General features: G+C 33.8%; 13 protein-coding genes. 7 read left to right on the forward strand and 6 right to left on the reverse strand.

Annotated features, from left to right (window positions below; genetic code table 11):
- Positions 1 to 431 precede the first annotated feature (431 nt).
- Positions 432 to 683, forward strand: coding sequence for a hypothetical protein (locus NPIRD3C_RS03800; RefSeq protein WP_148702903.1), 252 nt, complete (start codon positions 432 to 434; stop codon positions 681 to 683).
- Between the two features lie 335 nt (positions 684 to 1,018).
- A complete protein-coding gene (locus tag NPIRD3C_RS03805) occupies positions 1,019 to 1,228 on the forward strand; it encodes a hypothetical protein (protein ID WP_148702904.1) in 210 nt (69 codons plus the stop codon).
- Between the two features lie 48 nt (positions 1,229 to 1,276).
- On the opposite strand, the gene NPIRD3C_RS03810 is transcribed toward NPIRD3C_RS03805, so the two are convergent.
- On the reverse strand, positions 1,277 to 1,810 hold the full coding sequence (locus tag NPIRD3C_RS03810; protein WP_148702905.1) for a hypothetical protein: 534 nt from the start codon (positions 1,808 to 1,810) through the stop codon (positions 1,277 to 1,279).
- Between the two features lie 1,123 nt (positions 1,811 to 2,933).
- On the opposite strand from NPIRD3C_RS03810, the gene NPIRD3C_RS03815 reads away from it, so the two are divergent.
- The 3 genes from NPIRD3C_RS03815 (at position 2,934) to NPIRD3C_RS03825 (ending at position 7,406) form a co-directional block, all read left to right on the forward strand.
- On the forward strand, positions 2,934 to 4,811 hold the full coding sequence (locus NPIRD3C_RS03815; RefSeq protein WP_148702906.1) for a DUF4377 domain-containing protein: 1,878 nt from the start codon (positions 2,934 to 2,936) through the stop codon (positions 4,809 to 4,811).
- A 44-nt stretch (positions 4,812 to 4,855) separates the two neighbouring features.
- Positions 4,856 to 6,577: a cache domain-containing protein gene (locus NPIRD3C_RS03820; protein ID WP_148702907.1), complete on the forward strand. Its 1,722-nt coding sequence runs from the start codon at positions 4,856 to 4,858 to the stop codon at positions 6,575 to 6,577.
- A 466-nt stretch (positions 6,578 to 7,043) separates the two neighbouring features.
- The gene (locus NPIRD3C_RS03825) at positions 7,044 to 7,406 is read left to right on the forward strand and encodes a histone (protein ID WP_148702908.1); all 363 of its coding nucleotides are present in this window, start codon (positions 7,044 to 7,046) and stop codon (positions 7,404 to 7,406) included.
- A gap of 268 nt (positions 7,407 to 7,674) precedes the next feature.
- On the opposite strand, the gene NPIRD3C_RS03830 is transcribed toward NPIRD3C_RS03825, so the two are convergent.
- On the reverse strand, positions 7,675 to 9,210 hold the full coding sequence (locus NPIRD3C_RS03830) for an ArnT family glycosyltransferase (RefSeq protein ID WP_148702909.1): 1,536 nt from the start codon (positions 9,208 to 9,210) through the stop codon (positions 7,675 to 7,677).
- A gap of 82 nt (positions 9,211 to 9,292) precedes the next feature.
- Between NPIRD3C_RS03830 and NPIRD3C_RS03835 the strand changes: the two genes are divergently transcribed.
- Complete coding sequence (locus NPIRD3C_RS03835) at positions 9,293 to 10,432, forward strand: glycosyltransferase (protein WP_148702910.1); 1,140 nt, start codon at positions 9,293 to 9,295, stop codon at positions 10,430 to 10,432.
- Between the two features lies 1 nt (position 10,433).
- On the opposite strand, the gene NPIRD3C_RS03840 is transcribed toward NPIRD3C_RS03835, so the two are convergent.
- Genes NPIRD3C_RS03840 through NPIRD3C_RS03850 form a run of 4 tightly spaced genes read right to left on the reverse strand, consistent with a single transcriptional unit; the run spans position 10,434 to position 13,841 of the window.
- Positions 10,434 to 10,628 carry a cupin domain-containing protein gene (locus NPIRD3C_RS03840; RefSeq protein WP_148702911.1) on the reverse strand — a complete coding sequence of 65 codons (195 nt, stop codon included), beginning with the start codon at positions 10,626 to 10,628 and terminating at the stop codon, positions 10,434 to 10,436.
- The gene (locus NPIRD3C_RS10410; RefSeq protein ID WP_160272845.1) at positions 10,622 to 10,780 is read right to left on the reverse strand and encodes a cupin domain-containing protein; all 159 of its coding nucleotides are present in this window, start codon (positions 10,778 to 10,780) and stop codon (positions 10,622 to 10,624) included. Before NPIRD3C_RS10410 ends, NPIRD3C_RS03840 begins: the two co-directional genes overlap by 7 nt.
- A gap of 36 nt (positions 10,781 to 10,816) precedes the next feature.
- Positions 10,817 to 13,342, reverse strand: a complete 2,526-nt coding sequence (locus tag NPIRD3C_RS03845) for a sialidase family protein (protein ID WP_148702912.1) — start codon at positions 13,340 to 13,342, stop codon at positions 10,817 to 10,819.
- 49 nt (positions 13,343 to 13,391) lie between these two features.
- Complete coding sequence (locus NPIRD3C_RS03850; protein ID WP_237087719.1) at positions 13,392 to 13,841, reverse strand: hypothetical protein; 450 nt, start codon at positions 13,839 to 13,841, stop codon at positions 13,392 to 13,394.
- 89 nt (positions 13,842 to 13,930) lie between these two features.
- On the opposite strand from NPIRD3C_RS03850, the gene NPIRD3C_RS03855 reads away from it, so the two are divergent.
- Positions 13,931 to 14,800 carry an ArsR/SmtB family transcription factor gene (locus tag NPIRD3C_RS03855; protein WP_148702913.1) on the forward strand — a complete coding sequence of 290 codons (870 nt, stop codon included), beginning with the start codon at positions 13,931 to 13,933 and terminating at the stop codon, positions 14,798 to 14,800.
- The last annotated feature ends 185 nt before the right edge of the window (positions 14,801 to 14,985 follow it).

Below are 14,985 nucleotides of genomic sequence, written 5' to 3' on the forward strand. Positions count from 1 at the left end.
GTGCATGATGAATGGCACTCTCAAAGAATACCTAAAACCACACCACCAAAAGTTTGCCGGGATATCCGTTGACAATATTATCTGTCTTGAAGGAAAACAACTGATGTTCAAACATGATCAACTCCTGCACTGAAAAATCAAAATAACTGTGATCCATCATATCCTGACTTTTGTATTCCATCTCCCCAATCAGACTTGAACTGTATAGATGTAGTTTACAAGAAATTTACTCTACTGCAATCAGATCCTCACAACTTTGATGGTGACAAAGACGGAATTGGTTGTGAAACCTAAACCCTAAATTCTGTGATATAGTAGCTTTTCTTGTTGAGTTACAGAACTGCAGTATTTTCTAAAAAAGAGATGGCAATAATTCTTGGCGTATCCACTATAGTATCCATTGTGTTGTATGTGACTTATACTGTGGGACGATGAAACCAGTAATCCCACTAATCATTGTCTTTGTTGTTGCAATAATTATTGGAATGATGGGCAGCTCAAACTATGATGCATATGTTGCAGAGCGAGATCAGAGAAATCTGCAAGCAGCAGTTGAGGACTGCAAGAGTTTGTTTTCACAGGGCCAAGAGCAAGAAGATTGCATTACAAAGTCCCTTGATGTCTTTGGAACAGAATATCAGCAAGCACAATGGCAAAACAGAGACTATACTCTAAACCCTTAGGAATATTACAAAATCTATTTCAAAAATTAGTATTTGGACTCAATTCTTTGATTTGATATGTGTACAAATTTTTTTAAAAAATAAAAAATTTGTTAAGAACATTAATACCCAATTGTCATCATTGCGGGAAACCATTTGAAAGCAAAGACAAGAAATTTTGTCATGAAAGTTGTAGAGATGCACACATCTTAGAAATGAGAAAAAATTCAAAGAAATATCTAAAAATGATCCTGACCATACCAAGAAATTATCCTCTGATTAGTTTTTAGATTATTTTAGTCATATTTCGTATTTTCAAAGCTCTTAATTTGCTAATATTACAAAATAATTCTAGTTTGTCTTTTGAAAAAGATGTCCAAGCACTCAAAAAAGCATTAGCTGACACTGATAGTCGAATTCAAAAATTAGAAGAACATCGAGAATCTGAAATCAAGAAACTTGGCAATAAAAATTCAGAGACAATACATAGACTTGAGAGAAACCTAGAGAATCTGCGCAAAAAACGGGCCCTCATTTTATCTGAATTAGAATTTTTTAAAAAATAGTATTGTGCTTGTTATTACCATTCGTGGACATTTATTTTTTAAAATATCTCATAACATCTTTCGTTCTATTTTGTGATTGTATTTATGCTCGTAATCCCATGAGAATAGTGTTTTTTGTGGATCATTAGCGTATATCTCTATCCAAAATGATGGACACATCTCATTATGTAATCTAAAAGATTTTCCAACTATTTCCTCTTTATCTGTAATTATTTGAATGTATTTTGTTTTTTGATTTTCATTGTAGCACATGTTAAATTTTGTAAGAAATTTCTCTTGGCCAATTTTGATTACAGTTAGTATTTTTGCATTAGATGAAACTTCAGATATCTTTGATTTCTTTTGATTAAAATTATTTTTTTCTATGAAATTAGGATCTTTGAATAACATCATACATTTGTCCATTATGGGATAAGCTGGATATCGTTTCTGAAATCCATCTTCCCCCATAATTAAAAATTTTGGATATATGTTTGTGCAACGTATCTCGTCTGATTTTTTTAAAGACGTTGCAAAAGAATCAGGCAAAAAATAACTTCCAAATAGCATGGCAGCTAAAAGAAAAACCATAATTTTTTGCATGATTCACACATGTATCAAACAATAATAAGAAAAGAAACACGTCTCAATTTTTACACATGGACATAATTTAGTTTGAGACATGCTTCTTGTTTTTCTTATTATTCACCGGTAGTTGATTTTCTTTTTCTTTTTACCAATGTTTGATCCTCCAAAATCAAAATCAAAAATTAGTATTTTAGATGTGAATCTTTTATTCTCTGTCAGGATAAAGTCAACCAGTTAACTTCGTATGTGTATTAATCAAGAAATCCCTTTCTTAAATACAAAAATCATTGATCTCTTTTGAAACAATGAAGAAGATTAGAAAAAAACTGTTTGCAGAAGATACGTTATTGGAGAAAACCTGCAAAACATGCAATGAAAAATTTGTTAATCGTTCCAGTGAGTATTGCTCAAAGGACTGCGCAAGTTATATCATTTGAGGAAATGTCGTGAGATTTGAGCACTGTATGTGCTGTGGAAGGCAATTTGCTGATAATTCAGGTAGTTATTGTTCTTATCAATGCGAATTAATTGCATCTATAACAAAAAAGAAATTTTATCTCAAAAAAGATCTCAGATGAAATATTTTGTTCTCAAATTCAACACAATTGTGTGCCTGGGGCGAGTTTTGTGAAATTAGTTTGATGCCGCACCATTTTGTTTATAAATAAATTTAATTATAAAAATTATTGAACAAGTAATTCTTCCTGTTTTAACAAGTATTCTTGTTTTAGGTACAATTGAATTATCTTATGATTTCTTTACAGATCCTGATAAAAAATCAAGATTTTTGACTACATTCATTTGTGATTCTGATGGCTCACTGTTTTTATCGGCAAAAATGATGACAATGAATGTAGCACTGATGAATTTTTGAAATTTATGGACTTTCCTATTTTCAACAAACTAGTTGAGAAGGGAATAATTACTCCATGCAATCGTTAATTTCTTAATCCCTACGTCTATTTTTTTCCTAAATCTGTAATGGACTTGAACTAATTTGAAATTATAATGAATTGACATCATCATTTCATCTTTGCTTAGAAATTTTTCTTCAAGATTCTTGGAATGTTTGCTCCTTTGAATTTGGTACAATTTGATTTTCATCAAAACCTTTAAAGTACATTTTCTACCGTATACTATGAAATTAATTTGGATGATGCTCCCAATGATTGCTTTGGGATTATTTGGAATATCAGAGTCTTTTGCACAAGAAGCAACTTCAACTGTAAATTCTTCTATTACTCAACAAAATCTAAAAGAAATGGTTGAAAACTGGATGAGCAATCCAGATGAAGATGATACAAAACAACGTTTAGAAATTATGAAAGCATATTATGCATTTGAAGAAACAGGACAACAATTAATACACAACCAAGAAGGATTGGTCTTGATGAACCAAATTAGAAAGATGGTTAGTCTGCAGATTCCAATAGAAGAGCTTGATGAATTACGAAGTCAAGTACAAGTGGAACTTGGATTGGAGATGCCTTTTGAAACTAAAATTTTCTATGTTGGCGCAAATCTGGTTGATTGTGTTGGGGTAGGGCCTATGAAATGCATGCAAATCCGTGAGGATCCTAATTCTAGATGGCAGAACTTTTATGATTCAATCAAAGGATTTGATTATACTGAAGGAAAGTCATACAAAATTTCAGTAAAAGTCACTGATATTGAAAATCCTCCTGCTGATGCATCAAGTAAAAAATATGAATTACTTGAAATCTTAGATCAAAAGTCATATGCAAAACACATTCCATACAAGGGATTATGTGCTCCAGGATTTGTTTCACTTGGAGAGATATGTGTTTTAAATGATAGATGTGGTTCTGGGATATATCCGGGTAAAGTCTGTGTTGTGGATGGAGTAAAGCAACCCTATCTCAAACCCCTACATCAAGGCAATGCAGGAATTGCTGCAAGTGATGTTGTATGTGCAGATGGGTTCAAACTGGTATTCAAGCATGATATTACTCCTGTATGTGTACAGCCATCTTCTGTTGACAAATTTGTAGAACGTGGATGGCATTTGGAGCCACCAGTTGTAGCATGTACTTTGGAATTTGCTCCAGTATGTGGAGTTAATGACAAGACGTATGGCAACATGTGTGCACTAAATGCAGATCATGTTACAATGAAAAGTAAGGGTGAATGTAAAAGTATGACTGATAACACCTCTGGAATTTTTAATGATGCTTTGAAGTATACATCAAAACCCCTAGTTGAAGATGAACAAAAAGGATATGCAGTAACTGAAATTGCAAGTGGTGTTTATTGGCTTGTTGGAGGTGGCTATCAGACAATGTTTCTGACTACAGGACAAGGAGTTGTTGCATTTGATGCTCCTAAACCAATTGGCGAGAAATATCTGCAAGCAATAAACGAAGTTACTGATGAGCCAATAACTCACATGGTTTATTCGCATCACCATCAGGATCATACAGGTGCTGCAGGAGAAATATTTTCCAAAGATGTAATTTTCATTGCACACAAAGATGCTGCTAAACTTTTAGAATCAGACAATGATCCTAATAGACCATTCCCTACGCAAATTTTTGAAGGTGATTTTAACACTTTAGAAATAGGTAGCAAAACAATTGAATTCCATGATCTTGGAGAATTTCATTCAAAGGGAAATATGCTGATCTTGTTGCCTGATCACAAGATAGCAATGCTAGTTGATTTGTTCAGACCTGCCGAATCACCCTATCGTGCATTTGGTGTAACTCCAGACATTGAACTTTACTTGGAAAGTCATGATGTTTTACAAACTTTTGATTTTGATGTACTTATTTCAGGACATACAAATCTTCTTGCAACAAAGAAACATGTTGATACAAACAAGATGTTCACATTAGATGTACTACAAAATGCAAAGAATGCTTTAGCATTATCAGATGTTCCAATTGATACTTGTACCACTAATACTATACAACAATGGGAGGGAAGACTAGGAAATTTGGATGCATTTATGGTAGATCATTGCACTGCAATGATTGATTATTTGGAATCTAAATAGACTAGTTCATAATTAAAATACTTTGAAATATTCCATAAATCTAGATGCAGACCTTTACTAGTATCAGTACAAAACTCATAGTTTTAGTACTTACCATCAGCATTACATCAATTGCAGTAACAACTGGATTGGCGTATAATTTTGTAGATTCTATTATCAAAGAAGATTTCAAAGAATCTCTAAAGGATGAATCTGAAACAAGAGGTAATACAATCACATCAATCATTGAATCAAGAATTAACAAATTACAAGAATTTTCACAAAATGAGTCTCTTTTACATGCCTTTGATGTGCTGATACCTGCCTTGGATGATACTTCATTTGATAGAATTCTTGATGAACAATCCCCAATACTGCATTATGAGTTTAATTCATTTCAATTAAACGAGTTTGAAGCTGGAATACGAGATCTTCAGATAATCAATATGCGAGGAAAACCAATATTTTCTTTAAATGAAAAAATTGATCCTACTACTTATGTCAAAAGTAATTACAAAGTAAGCCAGCCTACTGTACAATTTGTTCAAGATATAGACAAGACACGCTTGCTCAAAATTTCTATTCCCGTTTATGACAAAAATGAAAATCAAGACGGAGTCATGATTGCCACGATGGGTAGTTCTGTGTTTGACAATATTCTGCTGAACAGATTTGGATTGCATGATTCAGGGGAAGTATACTTGGTAAATGAAAATAAAATGATGATTTCTGAATCAATATTTTTTGAAAATGCCAAATTTAATCAAAAAGTAGACACATTTGCAGTGTCTGAGTGCTTTGAAAAAGGAAATAACGTAGAGGCTGCCGAATATACAGATTATAGAGATGTTGATATTTTTGGTTATTCTTATTGTAAACCTGATTTAGGATTTGTTTTACTAACTGAAGTGGATGAAGCAGTAATTCTAAAGCCAATAACAGAACTTCAAAACAGAATACTCGTTGTAGGTATAACTCTTATGGTAATTGCAAGTATTGTTACATTTGTTCTCTCAAAGAGAATATCTACGCCCATTCTAAAACTTCGTAATGCTGCACAAGAACTGTCTTCAGGTAATTTTGATGTAAGAACAAACATCAAAACAAATGATGAGATTGAACAACTATCCACATCTTTTGATGATATGGCAGAGACATTACAGGAAACAATTTCTGCAATAGGAAAACGTGAAAACCTGATTAAAAGACAAGATGATATTCTCTTAAAGTTCTCTGAGCAAAAAAGAGAAGGCTATGTTTGTCTAATTGACTTGGTAGGCTCACTTTCATTAACGGAAACCCTTTCTGAAGACAAAAAAAGACGTTACAGTAAAATCTTTACGGATTCAGTAATTCCAATTATCAAAAAATATGAAGGAATACCAATCAAAATTATAGATGATGCCATATTGTTTTATTTCCCAATATCTGATGATGATCAAAAATCTCTATCAAATACATTGAATTGTTGTCTGGATTTGACCAAATTAGATAAAGAACTAGATGAGAAAACAAAATCTGAGAATCTTCCTGGCATGTCTTATAGAATAAGCTCTGCATTTGGAACAGTTAATGAAGCCAAGACCTCCGATTCTGTACTAGATGATATTTTTGGAGAGCCAGTAAATACAGTCTTTATGATTAATCAGTATGCACTACCTAACACTGTAGTCGTTGATTACTCTATTTACGAAAAAGCAAAAGACCTCAGTTTCAAATTTACTAAATTAACCCGAAGTATAATCAAAGGATTGGAATATACTATTTTTGTAGTTTCGCTAAAGTAACAAATTTTTTCCTAGTTGGGTCAATACTCCCTAAACAGCATTTGACATGTAAACCCAGAATCTTGATCTGATTAGGTTCTTTTAAGGCTAAATCGATTGAACTCCGAGATATTGATTTTATTTGTGAGATATTAAAAATGACAAATCGTTCATTGATGTTAAATACAAAATTTTTCTATATTGTTCATGATGAATGTATGGAAATGTTATCGGTGTGATCTGTCATTTGCCAAGGAATCTTATGCCAATATGCATCATGAAATAACAAAACATCCGTTTAGATCAATCGAATACATTGGTGCATAAAATACAAAATATCAGAAGAACTTTTCAATGACGGTAATTGATTTTCATACATCATGGTCCAATATTTTAAAATTCATTGTAGTTTAACAAAATAAAATTAACAAAAGCTCAACTTGTACATCTGTTTTATATTTAAACTCTATTAGAATTGAATTCATGTATGGCATCTGCCAAAAAAATAATCAAGAAAGTTGCAAAAAAAGCAAAACGTACCGCAAAAAAGACAGCACCTAAAGCAAAACGTACTGTCAAACGCGTTGCAAAAAAAGCAAAACGTACCGCAAAAAAGACAGCACCTAAAGCAAAACGTACTGTCAAACGCGTTGCAAAAAAAGCAAAACGTACCGCAAAAAAGACAGCACCTAAAGCAAAACGTACTGCTAAGAACAAAGCATCAAAAGCAAAACGTACTGCTAAGAACAAAGCATCAAAAGCAAAACGTACCGCAAAAAAGACAGCACCTAAAGCAAAACGTACTGCTAAGAACAAAGCATCAAAAGCAAAACGAAAAACAAAACGTTAATCTACTTTTGGGAATCCATATCTTTATTTTTTACTTATAATCAACTTAAATGCTATAGTTGGAAATGTTATATGGTGTGCTAGGTGGAACTGCTTTTCCATAACACTTCGTTTAGCTAGTCACCATTTTTTCTCATTTCGGAAACAATTGTGACAACAACGATTGCCAAACTTATTCCAATTAATCCTATCCTACGAACCACTTTTCTCACTAAACCAGTTCAAATCTTATAGGATTCAAACTAAATTCTCATTTATCAATAACTAGTCTATGTTTTTAATTTGAATACCTGGTAGTACTGATTTTCATTGACAAGTTCATAGTGTGTTTTTATCTGATCAATGTTATCAGTCCAGAATTTTGCAGCATTTGCAGAGTCGGAGTCAGGTTCCACTCCAAGAATAATCCATTTGTTGTGATTCCATGGTTCTTTGAAATATGGTTTGTGCAGGAACGATTCAATTCCTTCATGAAAATCAATCAATTCAATTCCTGATGAAATCATTATTCTATGTGCTTGTGATGATCCTGTCATGATCAAAACTTTTCCATCATCATAATTGTCATAAAGAAAATCTGCTGTATGTTTTGCAAATGGTGCTTGCTTGTATATCCATCCACCATATGCGTCAAGATATGTTACCACTCCAAATGTTGGAGTGATGATCTGAAATACAAACATTCCTGCAACCACAAATCCCAAAATAGTTTTTTTGTTGATTTTTTCTAATTTCATCAACAATAATGGTGCTAATACTATTGCAAGAGGATACAGAAATGTTGCAAATCGTGAATTAAACCACCATTGACTCATCTCCCCTATGCCAATGAACATGGTAAACAGTGTAAACAAGACAGGCAAAGACATGTAAAAATACACAGAGCTTGGAATGGACTTTATCTTCTCCTTTAGATGCAAAAAGTATCCTCCTGCTGCAAATGCAAGGATTGGTCCTGCAATCATTCCAGCTGCTGCACCATAGATGTAAAGCACATTGTGTGGTTGAAGATACAAAAAGTCTCTGTATGGTCTTTCAACTGCTTGTGATGATGCTGCATAGAATTGTGCATTTGCAAATTCAAAAGGATTTTGGTAGATTATCAAATTCCATCCTACCCAGAAAACTATTCCGGTAAAAGATACTAGTGAAACTAGTATGATTGTTATTTTGTTAGAACTAGTTTTAGTCTTTATTGCAAAAAATAATGCAAACAATACGATAGCTGGTGCAAGAATCCAAGCTTCATATCTGCATAGTGTGGCGAGTACAACAAACACAGATGAAATCAAAATGAGTTTTAGATTGAGATCCTCAGTCACCCATTTTTGTAAAAAGTACACTGATGCAACAAAAAACAACAAGAAAGGAGCTTCGGTCATTGCTGTAATGCCTAGATATAGTAAATTAGGATTAGATGCATAAAGAATACCCCCAATAATTCCAATCCATGGCTTACTGGTTTGTTTTAGTATTATCTTGTAAATGAGAACTGAAGTCATTGCATGCAATGGTATATTCACCAATCCTGCAAGTCCAGAACTAAACAAAGAATCTATCAAAGAAAATGGCAACATCATAAGATGGGGTAATGGGAGCCAAACTGTTCCCATCTGAATGATTCCTGGATCATTACTGTCCACAAACCTTCTTGCACTGTACAAATGAGACACTGCATCCCCATAATACAGAAATGAATTTTCATCAATTAGATACAAGATTCCAACTGAAACAATTCCAAACAGAATTGCGGCAATGAAGACTAGTCCTGAGATTCTTGCCCTGTTTTGAAGTAATGTGGACATTCTTTTTGTTCATCTGTTCCTAAGTTAATAATGATTCAGCTAGTATGAAATAGAGCCATTCTAGAACTAAATCAGATACACAATGACAGAAAATCAGGTCTCGGTGATTATTCCTACATTCAATGAATCTGAGAATATCTGTAATGTGTTGGATTTAATCAAAGAACATCTTCCAAGGATTAATCTTGAGGCAATAGTAGTTGATGATAATTCTCCTGATGGAACAGGAAAAATTGTTGAAGATTATGTAAAAATCAAGGGAAATGAAGAATATCCTGTATCCGTTATCCATAGAAAAACAAAATCAGGTCTCAGTTCGGCAATTCTAGATGGTCTAAAAAAATCCAATGGAGATACAATAGTTGTAATGGATTCTGATTTGTCACACCCTCCACAAATAATACCAAAGATGCTAGAAACACTGAGAAAGACACAGTGTGATATTGTTGTGGCTTCAAGATATGTTGCAGGAGGGGCAATTCAAGGATGGCCATTTAAAAGAAAATTGATGAGCAAGATTGCAACCAAAATTGCAAAAAAAGGGTTAGGGATTAATTCTGATGATCCAATGTCTGGATTTTTTGTATTTAGGAAGAAAATCACAGAAGGGCTAAAGTTTGATGCTATCGGTTACAAGATGTTATTAGAATTACTTGTTAAAGCAAATGGTGTAAAAGTAGAAGAAGTACCATACACCTTTACCGATAGAAAGAAAGGCTCAAGCAAACTTGACACATCCACAATTATTGACTATTGCAAGTCTGTATGGAAACTGTATAGATATGGTAGACAAGTAAGAAAAACAGAAAAAAGGGTTTCAGTTAGGTTTCTCTCAAAGGCTGCACGATTCTTTACAGTTGGAGCATCAGGTCTTGGTGTAAATTATTTGGCATCATTGTTGTTTTCATCTAGTCTTGATATGTGGTATCTTCATGCTACTATTCTTGGAATTGTGTTTTCTATTACCAGTAATTTTGTACTAAACAAATATTGGACATTTGAAGATAGAGACTTTGCGCCAAAGAAAACTGCAATCCAGTATGGAAAGTTTGCAGGGTTTAGCTCAATTGGTGCACTAGTTCAACTTGGAATGGTGTATTATTTGGTAGATGGATTTAGCTTGTCGTATCCTGTAGCATTAGTGTTGGCAGTTGGGACTGCAGCATTTAGCAACTTTGTACTAAACAAGAAATGGACATTCAGAGAAAAAGTCTGGAGCTAGATTATCTTACATAATCGTCTTCTAATCTTTTAATATCTAATTCATCAAATACTCTAAATGATATTTCCAAGATTTTCATGTCTATAATTGCCTCTAGTCTATGAACTGCTTTTTTTGGAATTACTATTTCGTCTCCTGTCTGTATATTTTGTTTTTCTTCTAATATGGCATATCCCTCTCCACTTAGAACTACCATTTTTCAGATCTTTGTTCATGGAATTGAAGACTGGTTCTGTTACCTGCAAGTATGGTGATTATTTTGATAGTGGTTTCGTTATCTGTTAGTTGCTCAAAAAACCCCATGGCTTGTTGACTTTCATTTGTATCTAATCCAAATAGAATTAACATTATAACTCCATTGCAATTTTTGATAGTCATAGTTTCTTATTCTTCAAATTTAAAAACTAAATTTGTATAGTATGCATGAGTTGCATCTTCTCGAATATTTTCCATGATACACAGCATTGATTCATTTTCAATTATTTTGGCATTGTCTGGGAATTCTACGTCTGTTTCAAATAACGAACCATATCTTATGTTGTAAACTCCCTCTGAATCTGGAAGATATCCCATCTGTCCTGACTTTATGATTACAGTTTTCACATCTGGTTTTATTGGAATTCCAGATGGATGTGCTGATTCACCATTTACTCTTTGATCTCCACAAAACATGGGATATCTGTGACCATCAGCAGGAATTCCATACCTGTCTCTTGGAATTTTAGAATCATCCCATGCATCATTTCCATTCTCGTCAAAGAATCCCCATCCTTGACGATGAGATTCTGGCAAAAAATCCCATGTCTTTCCACGATTATCTCCATCATGTCTTAATGGCTGAAACTGCCAAAATGTTGCACTGCCTCTAACATTTTCAGATATTTCTGTAATTGTAATTGGAATCATTCCTCTTTTGTTAATTACGTCGCCAATTTCTAATACTATGCGAGATGTTGGGCCTGGAGAATACTCGTGAAATGTATTCTCTTTTGAAATATTTTCTACATAATCTTGGTTGATCTCATCCCACTCCCCGTCAATTATTGCTGAATGTATTTTGTTTATCTGTGCTATTTGTATTGTAATATTTTTTGTCTCATGTGTTTCAATTACACTCTGGAAAGGCCCATCACTGGGAATGCCTTCAACATTTGATACTACAAATGTTCCATTGATTGTAACAATTGGAGGAATTGTTTTTCTTACATTTACAATATCAAGATTAATGGATTCTTCATCTCCTGCAGACAAAAATATAGGACTAGATTGAATGAATTTTTTTGCAGCATGCAATGATAAAAGCTCTTGTCCATCTTCTAAGAGCCACCCTCTGTTTACTAGTTCCTCGTAACTGTCTGCACTAACACATACTGGTTGACTGTCTCGCTCTCTTAATGATAAAATATATCCTACAGTACGGTCTTCTTTGCATTGCACATCTGAAAGTTCGATACCTAAAGATACTTGTTTGATTGGTGCTTTATTGTCTAGTTTTTTGCCAAAACAATTATGGTCGGACCCATTTGGACTGAGATTTATAACCTCTCCAAATGATTGACCTTTATTACTGCTAAATGAATAGAGTAGACAATTTTTGTTATTGTTTCCCTCTGTTACAAAATGAATGTTGTTTTTGTCTGCTGCAAATTTTGGCATCCATCCAACTCTTGTTTGAATGTCTTTTAGAATGTCTATTGGTACTGAGTAAACATTGTCATTTTTTGATGTAAAATACACTGCTGCATCATCGTATGGTGGATTCTTTTTTATAATTGCAATTTGATATAGAGTGTCTTCTTCTAGCATTGTTGTAATGTATCCCTGATTTGCTAGTTTTTCATTTAATGGTACTTGCATTGTGATGAAATCTTTGCCTTTGTTGGTACTATATGCAAGATATATCTTAAATTCTTGAGTTTTCCCATCCCAATATTCAGATTTCCACAAAACATACACTGAATCATTATGTGCAAATACAAAATCACCTTCTATACCTACAGTATCAATTGACTTTGGATCAGAATCAAATGTAATTATCTCGTCAAATGTATTTCCACCATCATGGCTTTTTGTAAATACCTGATACCATCTCTCAGTAATTCCCCCATCTCCCTTCTCAAACACTCTTTCTCTCCATGAGACATAGACGTTTTCTTCAAACACTGCAAACTGGGGATGAGTCACTGATGTCTTGCCCCCATTGACATTTACTATTTCAGTTAGTTTACCGTTAGGCAAAATTTTTCTAAGATACAACGAACCTTTCTCATCAAAGTCATTTCTGTCATCAGATAAAATGTAAATTGTATCCTCGTACATCTTTACTGTTATCTCTTGGTCTGATTGTTCATGGTTAAAGACAACTGTTGGCTCTGAGAATGTATCTCCAAAATCATTGCTAGTCATAACTATGATACTGTTTTGTTTGGTTGCTCTATCCCAATTACTTCCAAAAACATAGACAATATCATTTACTTGCTGTACTGATGCAGGACGAAAAATTGACTGATTGTTTTGCGGAATTGATTTTGGTTTGCTGAATGTTTTTCCATCATCGTTGCTTTTTGCAAAAAATATTTGATCATCTCCATCTTCAGAATTTCTGTCTTCCCATAACAGATAGACATTATTTCCATATACGTGAATTTGTGGTCGTGGATAAAATGATGTTCCATTTGTAATGTTTATTGACTCTTGTATTGTTTTTCCATCTATAACTTTTGTAAAGTAGACATCCCCAAAACTGGGGTGGTTGCTCTCAAGCCAAACAACGTATGCATCATTTCCGTTTACTGCAATGTTAGGATCGTTGCTGCCTCTTGATGTTTTTTCATTATGGTATGCTTCTGCTGATGTGATTCCAAAGGAAAAAAATATCACAAATACCGCTAGTATGATTTCTTGTGTCACTTTATTATTGCACTTTGACGCTCGTGTAAACTTTATCATGATAAAAAAATTAGATGGTGTCTAGATTATTTGGCAGTGCTTTTACAACCTTGAAGATCTTTACCGTGTAATCCCCTTCAAAGATATTTGTGACCTTGCCTGAATCAGAATCTACACTCCTTACCCTAAACTTGTATTCGTAGGTGTCATCTCCGTTCACGCCTACCTGAGCCACATGAACTGGTATGATGCCACTTTCTTCGTTGAAGAACTGGATAATTACCGGATATTCGTAAGCAGGATTGTTTATGGTTCCTCTTACTGTTCCCCATGGTAGGGTGTTGTCTTTTGGAACAGTCATTTTTGTAACAATTTTTTCTAGACTTTTGTTCTCATCTAATGGAATGATATCCTGTGATTCTGCAAAGGAGAGAGGGGTTGTTGCAAAAACCATTACTACAGAAAACATTCCAAGTACAAATACTAGATGATTTTTTTGTTTGGTTAAACTTACATCCATCATAAATTGTATTTGTATTTTATTTATAACGTTTGATTCAATTCAAATTTTACCAATTAATTCATAAACTATGAAAAAAGTATTTTTTTGTGGATTCAAAAAAAGACGAAAATGATGATATTGAGATTATATCGACACATGATAAACGAGTAAAACTTGTAGGTGAAATATTTGGTAATGATTCAAGCAGGAAAATCTTGAATCTTCTAAACACCACTACTGAGATGAGTCTAAATGAGATTGCACAAAGTACTGGGCTTTCCCTTGCACTAGTGACTCATCATATCAAGCGAATGCAATCAGCTCAACTAGTCCAGGTTAGTAGAATCGGCAAGTCAGTTAAAGGAAATGAGATGAAATATTATGCTGCAACAAATCAATCACTCTTAATTGTTCCATCAAAGGAACCTGAAAATTCTGTTATTGATTCACTGAAAAAGTTTTCAAAGTTTATTGCAATTGGATTGGCAGGATTTGTTTCGTGGGTTACAGTACGCCCTGACAGTAATACTGCTGTACTGACTCAACAACCACATAGCGAGGGAATAGATGCTGACTCTGATGTAATGGTAAGTAATGAATGGGGACTATCTGAATCAAATACTGATTCAGATGAAGATATAATTTTGAACTACAATCAAGAACCTGAACCTGAACCTGAACCTGAACCTGAACCTGAACCTGAACCTGAACCTGAACCTGAACCTGAACCTGAACCATCACATTCAGGAATAGAAATCTCTGATTTTTCAGATTCTGATGCAACTCTTACAGGTTCCATTTCTATGGATAGAACTGTATATCCAGAGCCATTTAGTACTGCTGGTGTAGAATCTGCAGAACCTTTGTTTTTCTCAATTCTAATTCCAATTGCAGTTATTGCGTGTGGTATACTTGTTGAACGAATTTTGTCACGTTGGTATCATAAAAGAAAACAAACATTCAGTGAGGTATCATAATTGAATCAGTGTAAGGGAAATTGCTGCAAATCTGAATCAACTCCTAGACATTCTGCGTATCAAACAGGTGGATGTTATTGTAAGATATGTGACTATTTCTTTAAAGAAAAATTCTTGCGATGCCCTTGTTGTAATATTCGTGTGAGATACTCTACTCGTTCAAATAAACGAAGACAAGAATCTGA

The organism is Nitrosopumilus piranensis, from assembly GCF_000875775.1.
Classification (GTDB): domain Archaea; phylum Thermoproteota; class Nitrososphaeria; order Nitrososphaerales; family Nitrosopumilaceae; genus Nitrosopumilus; species Nitrosopumilus piranensis.

Bases quoted from the DNA above. Each gene is read 5' to 3' on its own strand.
- NPIRD3C_RS03800 (WP_148702903.1), top strand. From the start codon at position 432: ATGAAACCAGTAATCCCACTAATCATTGTCTTTGTTGTTGCAATAATT.
- NPIRD3C_RS03810 (WP_148702905.1), bottom strand. From the start codon at position 1,810: ATGCAAAAAATTATGGTTTTTCTTTTAGCTGCCATGCTATTTGGAAGT.
- NPIRD3C_RS03815 (WP_148702906.1), top strand. From the start codon at position 2,934: ATGAAATTAATTTGGATGATGCTCCCAATGATTGCTTTGGGATTATTT.
- NPIRD3C_RS03820 (WP_148702907.1), top strand. From the start codon at position 4,856: ATGCAGACCTTTACTAGTATCAGTACAAAACTCATAGTTTTAGTACTT.
- NPIRD3C_RS03825 (WP_148702908.1), top strand. From the start codon at position 7,044: ATGGCATCTGCCAAAAAAATAATCAAGAAAGTTGCAAAAAAAGCAAAA.
- NPIRD3C_RS03830 (WP_148702909.1), bottom strand. From the start codon at position 9,210: ATGTCCACATTACTTCAAAACAGGGCAAGAATCTCAGGACTAGTCTTC.
- NPIRD3C_RS03835 (WP_148702910.1), top strand. From the start codon at position 9,293: ATGACAGAAAATCAGGTCTCGGTGATTATTCCTACATTCAATGAATCT.
- NPIRD3C_RS03840 (WP_148702911.1), bottom strand. From the start codon at position 10,628: ATGGTAGTTCTAAGTGGAGAGGGATATGCCATATTAGAAGAAAAACAA.
- NPIRD3C_RS10410 (WP_160272845.1), bottom strand. From the start codon at position 10,780: ATGTTAATTCTATTTGGATTAGATACAAATGAAAGTCAACAAGCCATG.
- NPIRD3C_RS03850 (WP_237087719.1), bottom strand. From the start codon at position 13,841: ATGGATGTAAGTTTAACCAAACAAAAAAATCATCTAGTATTTGTACTT.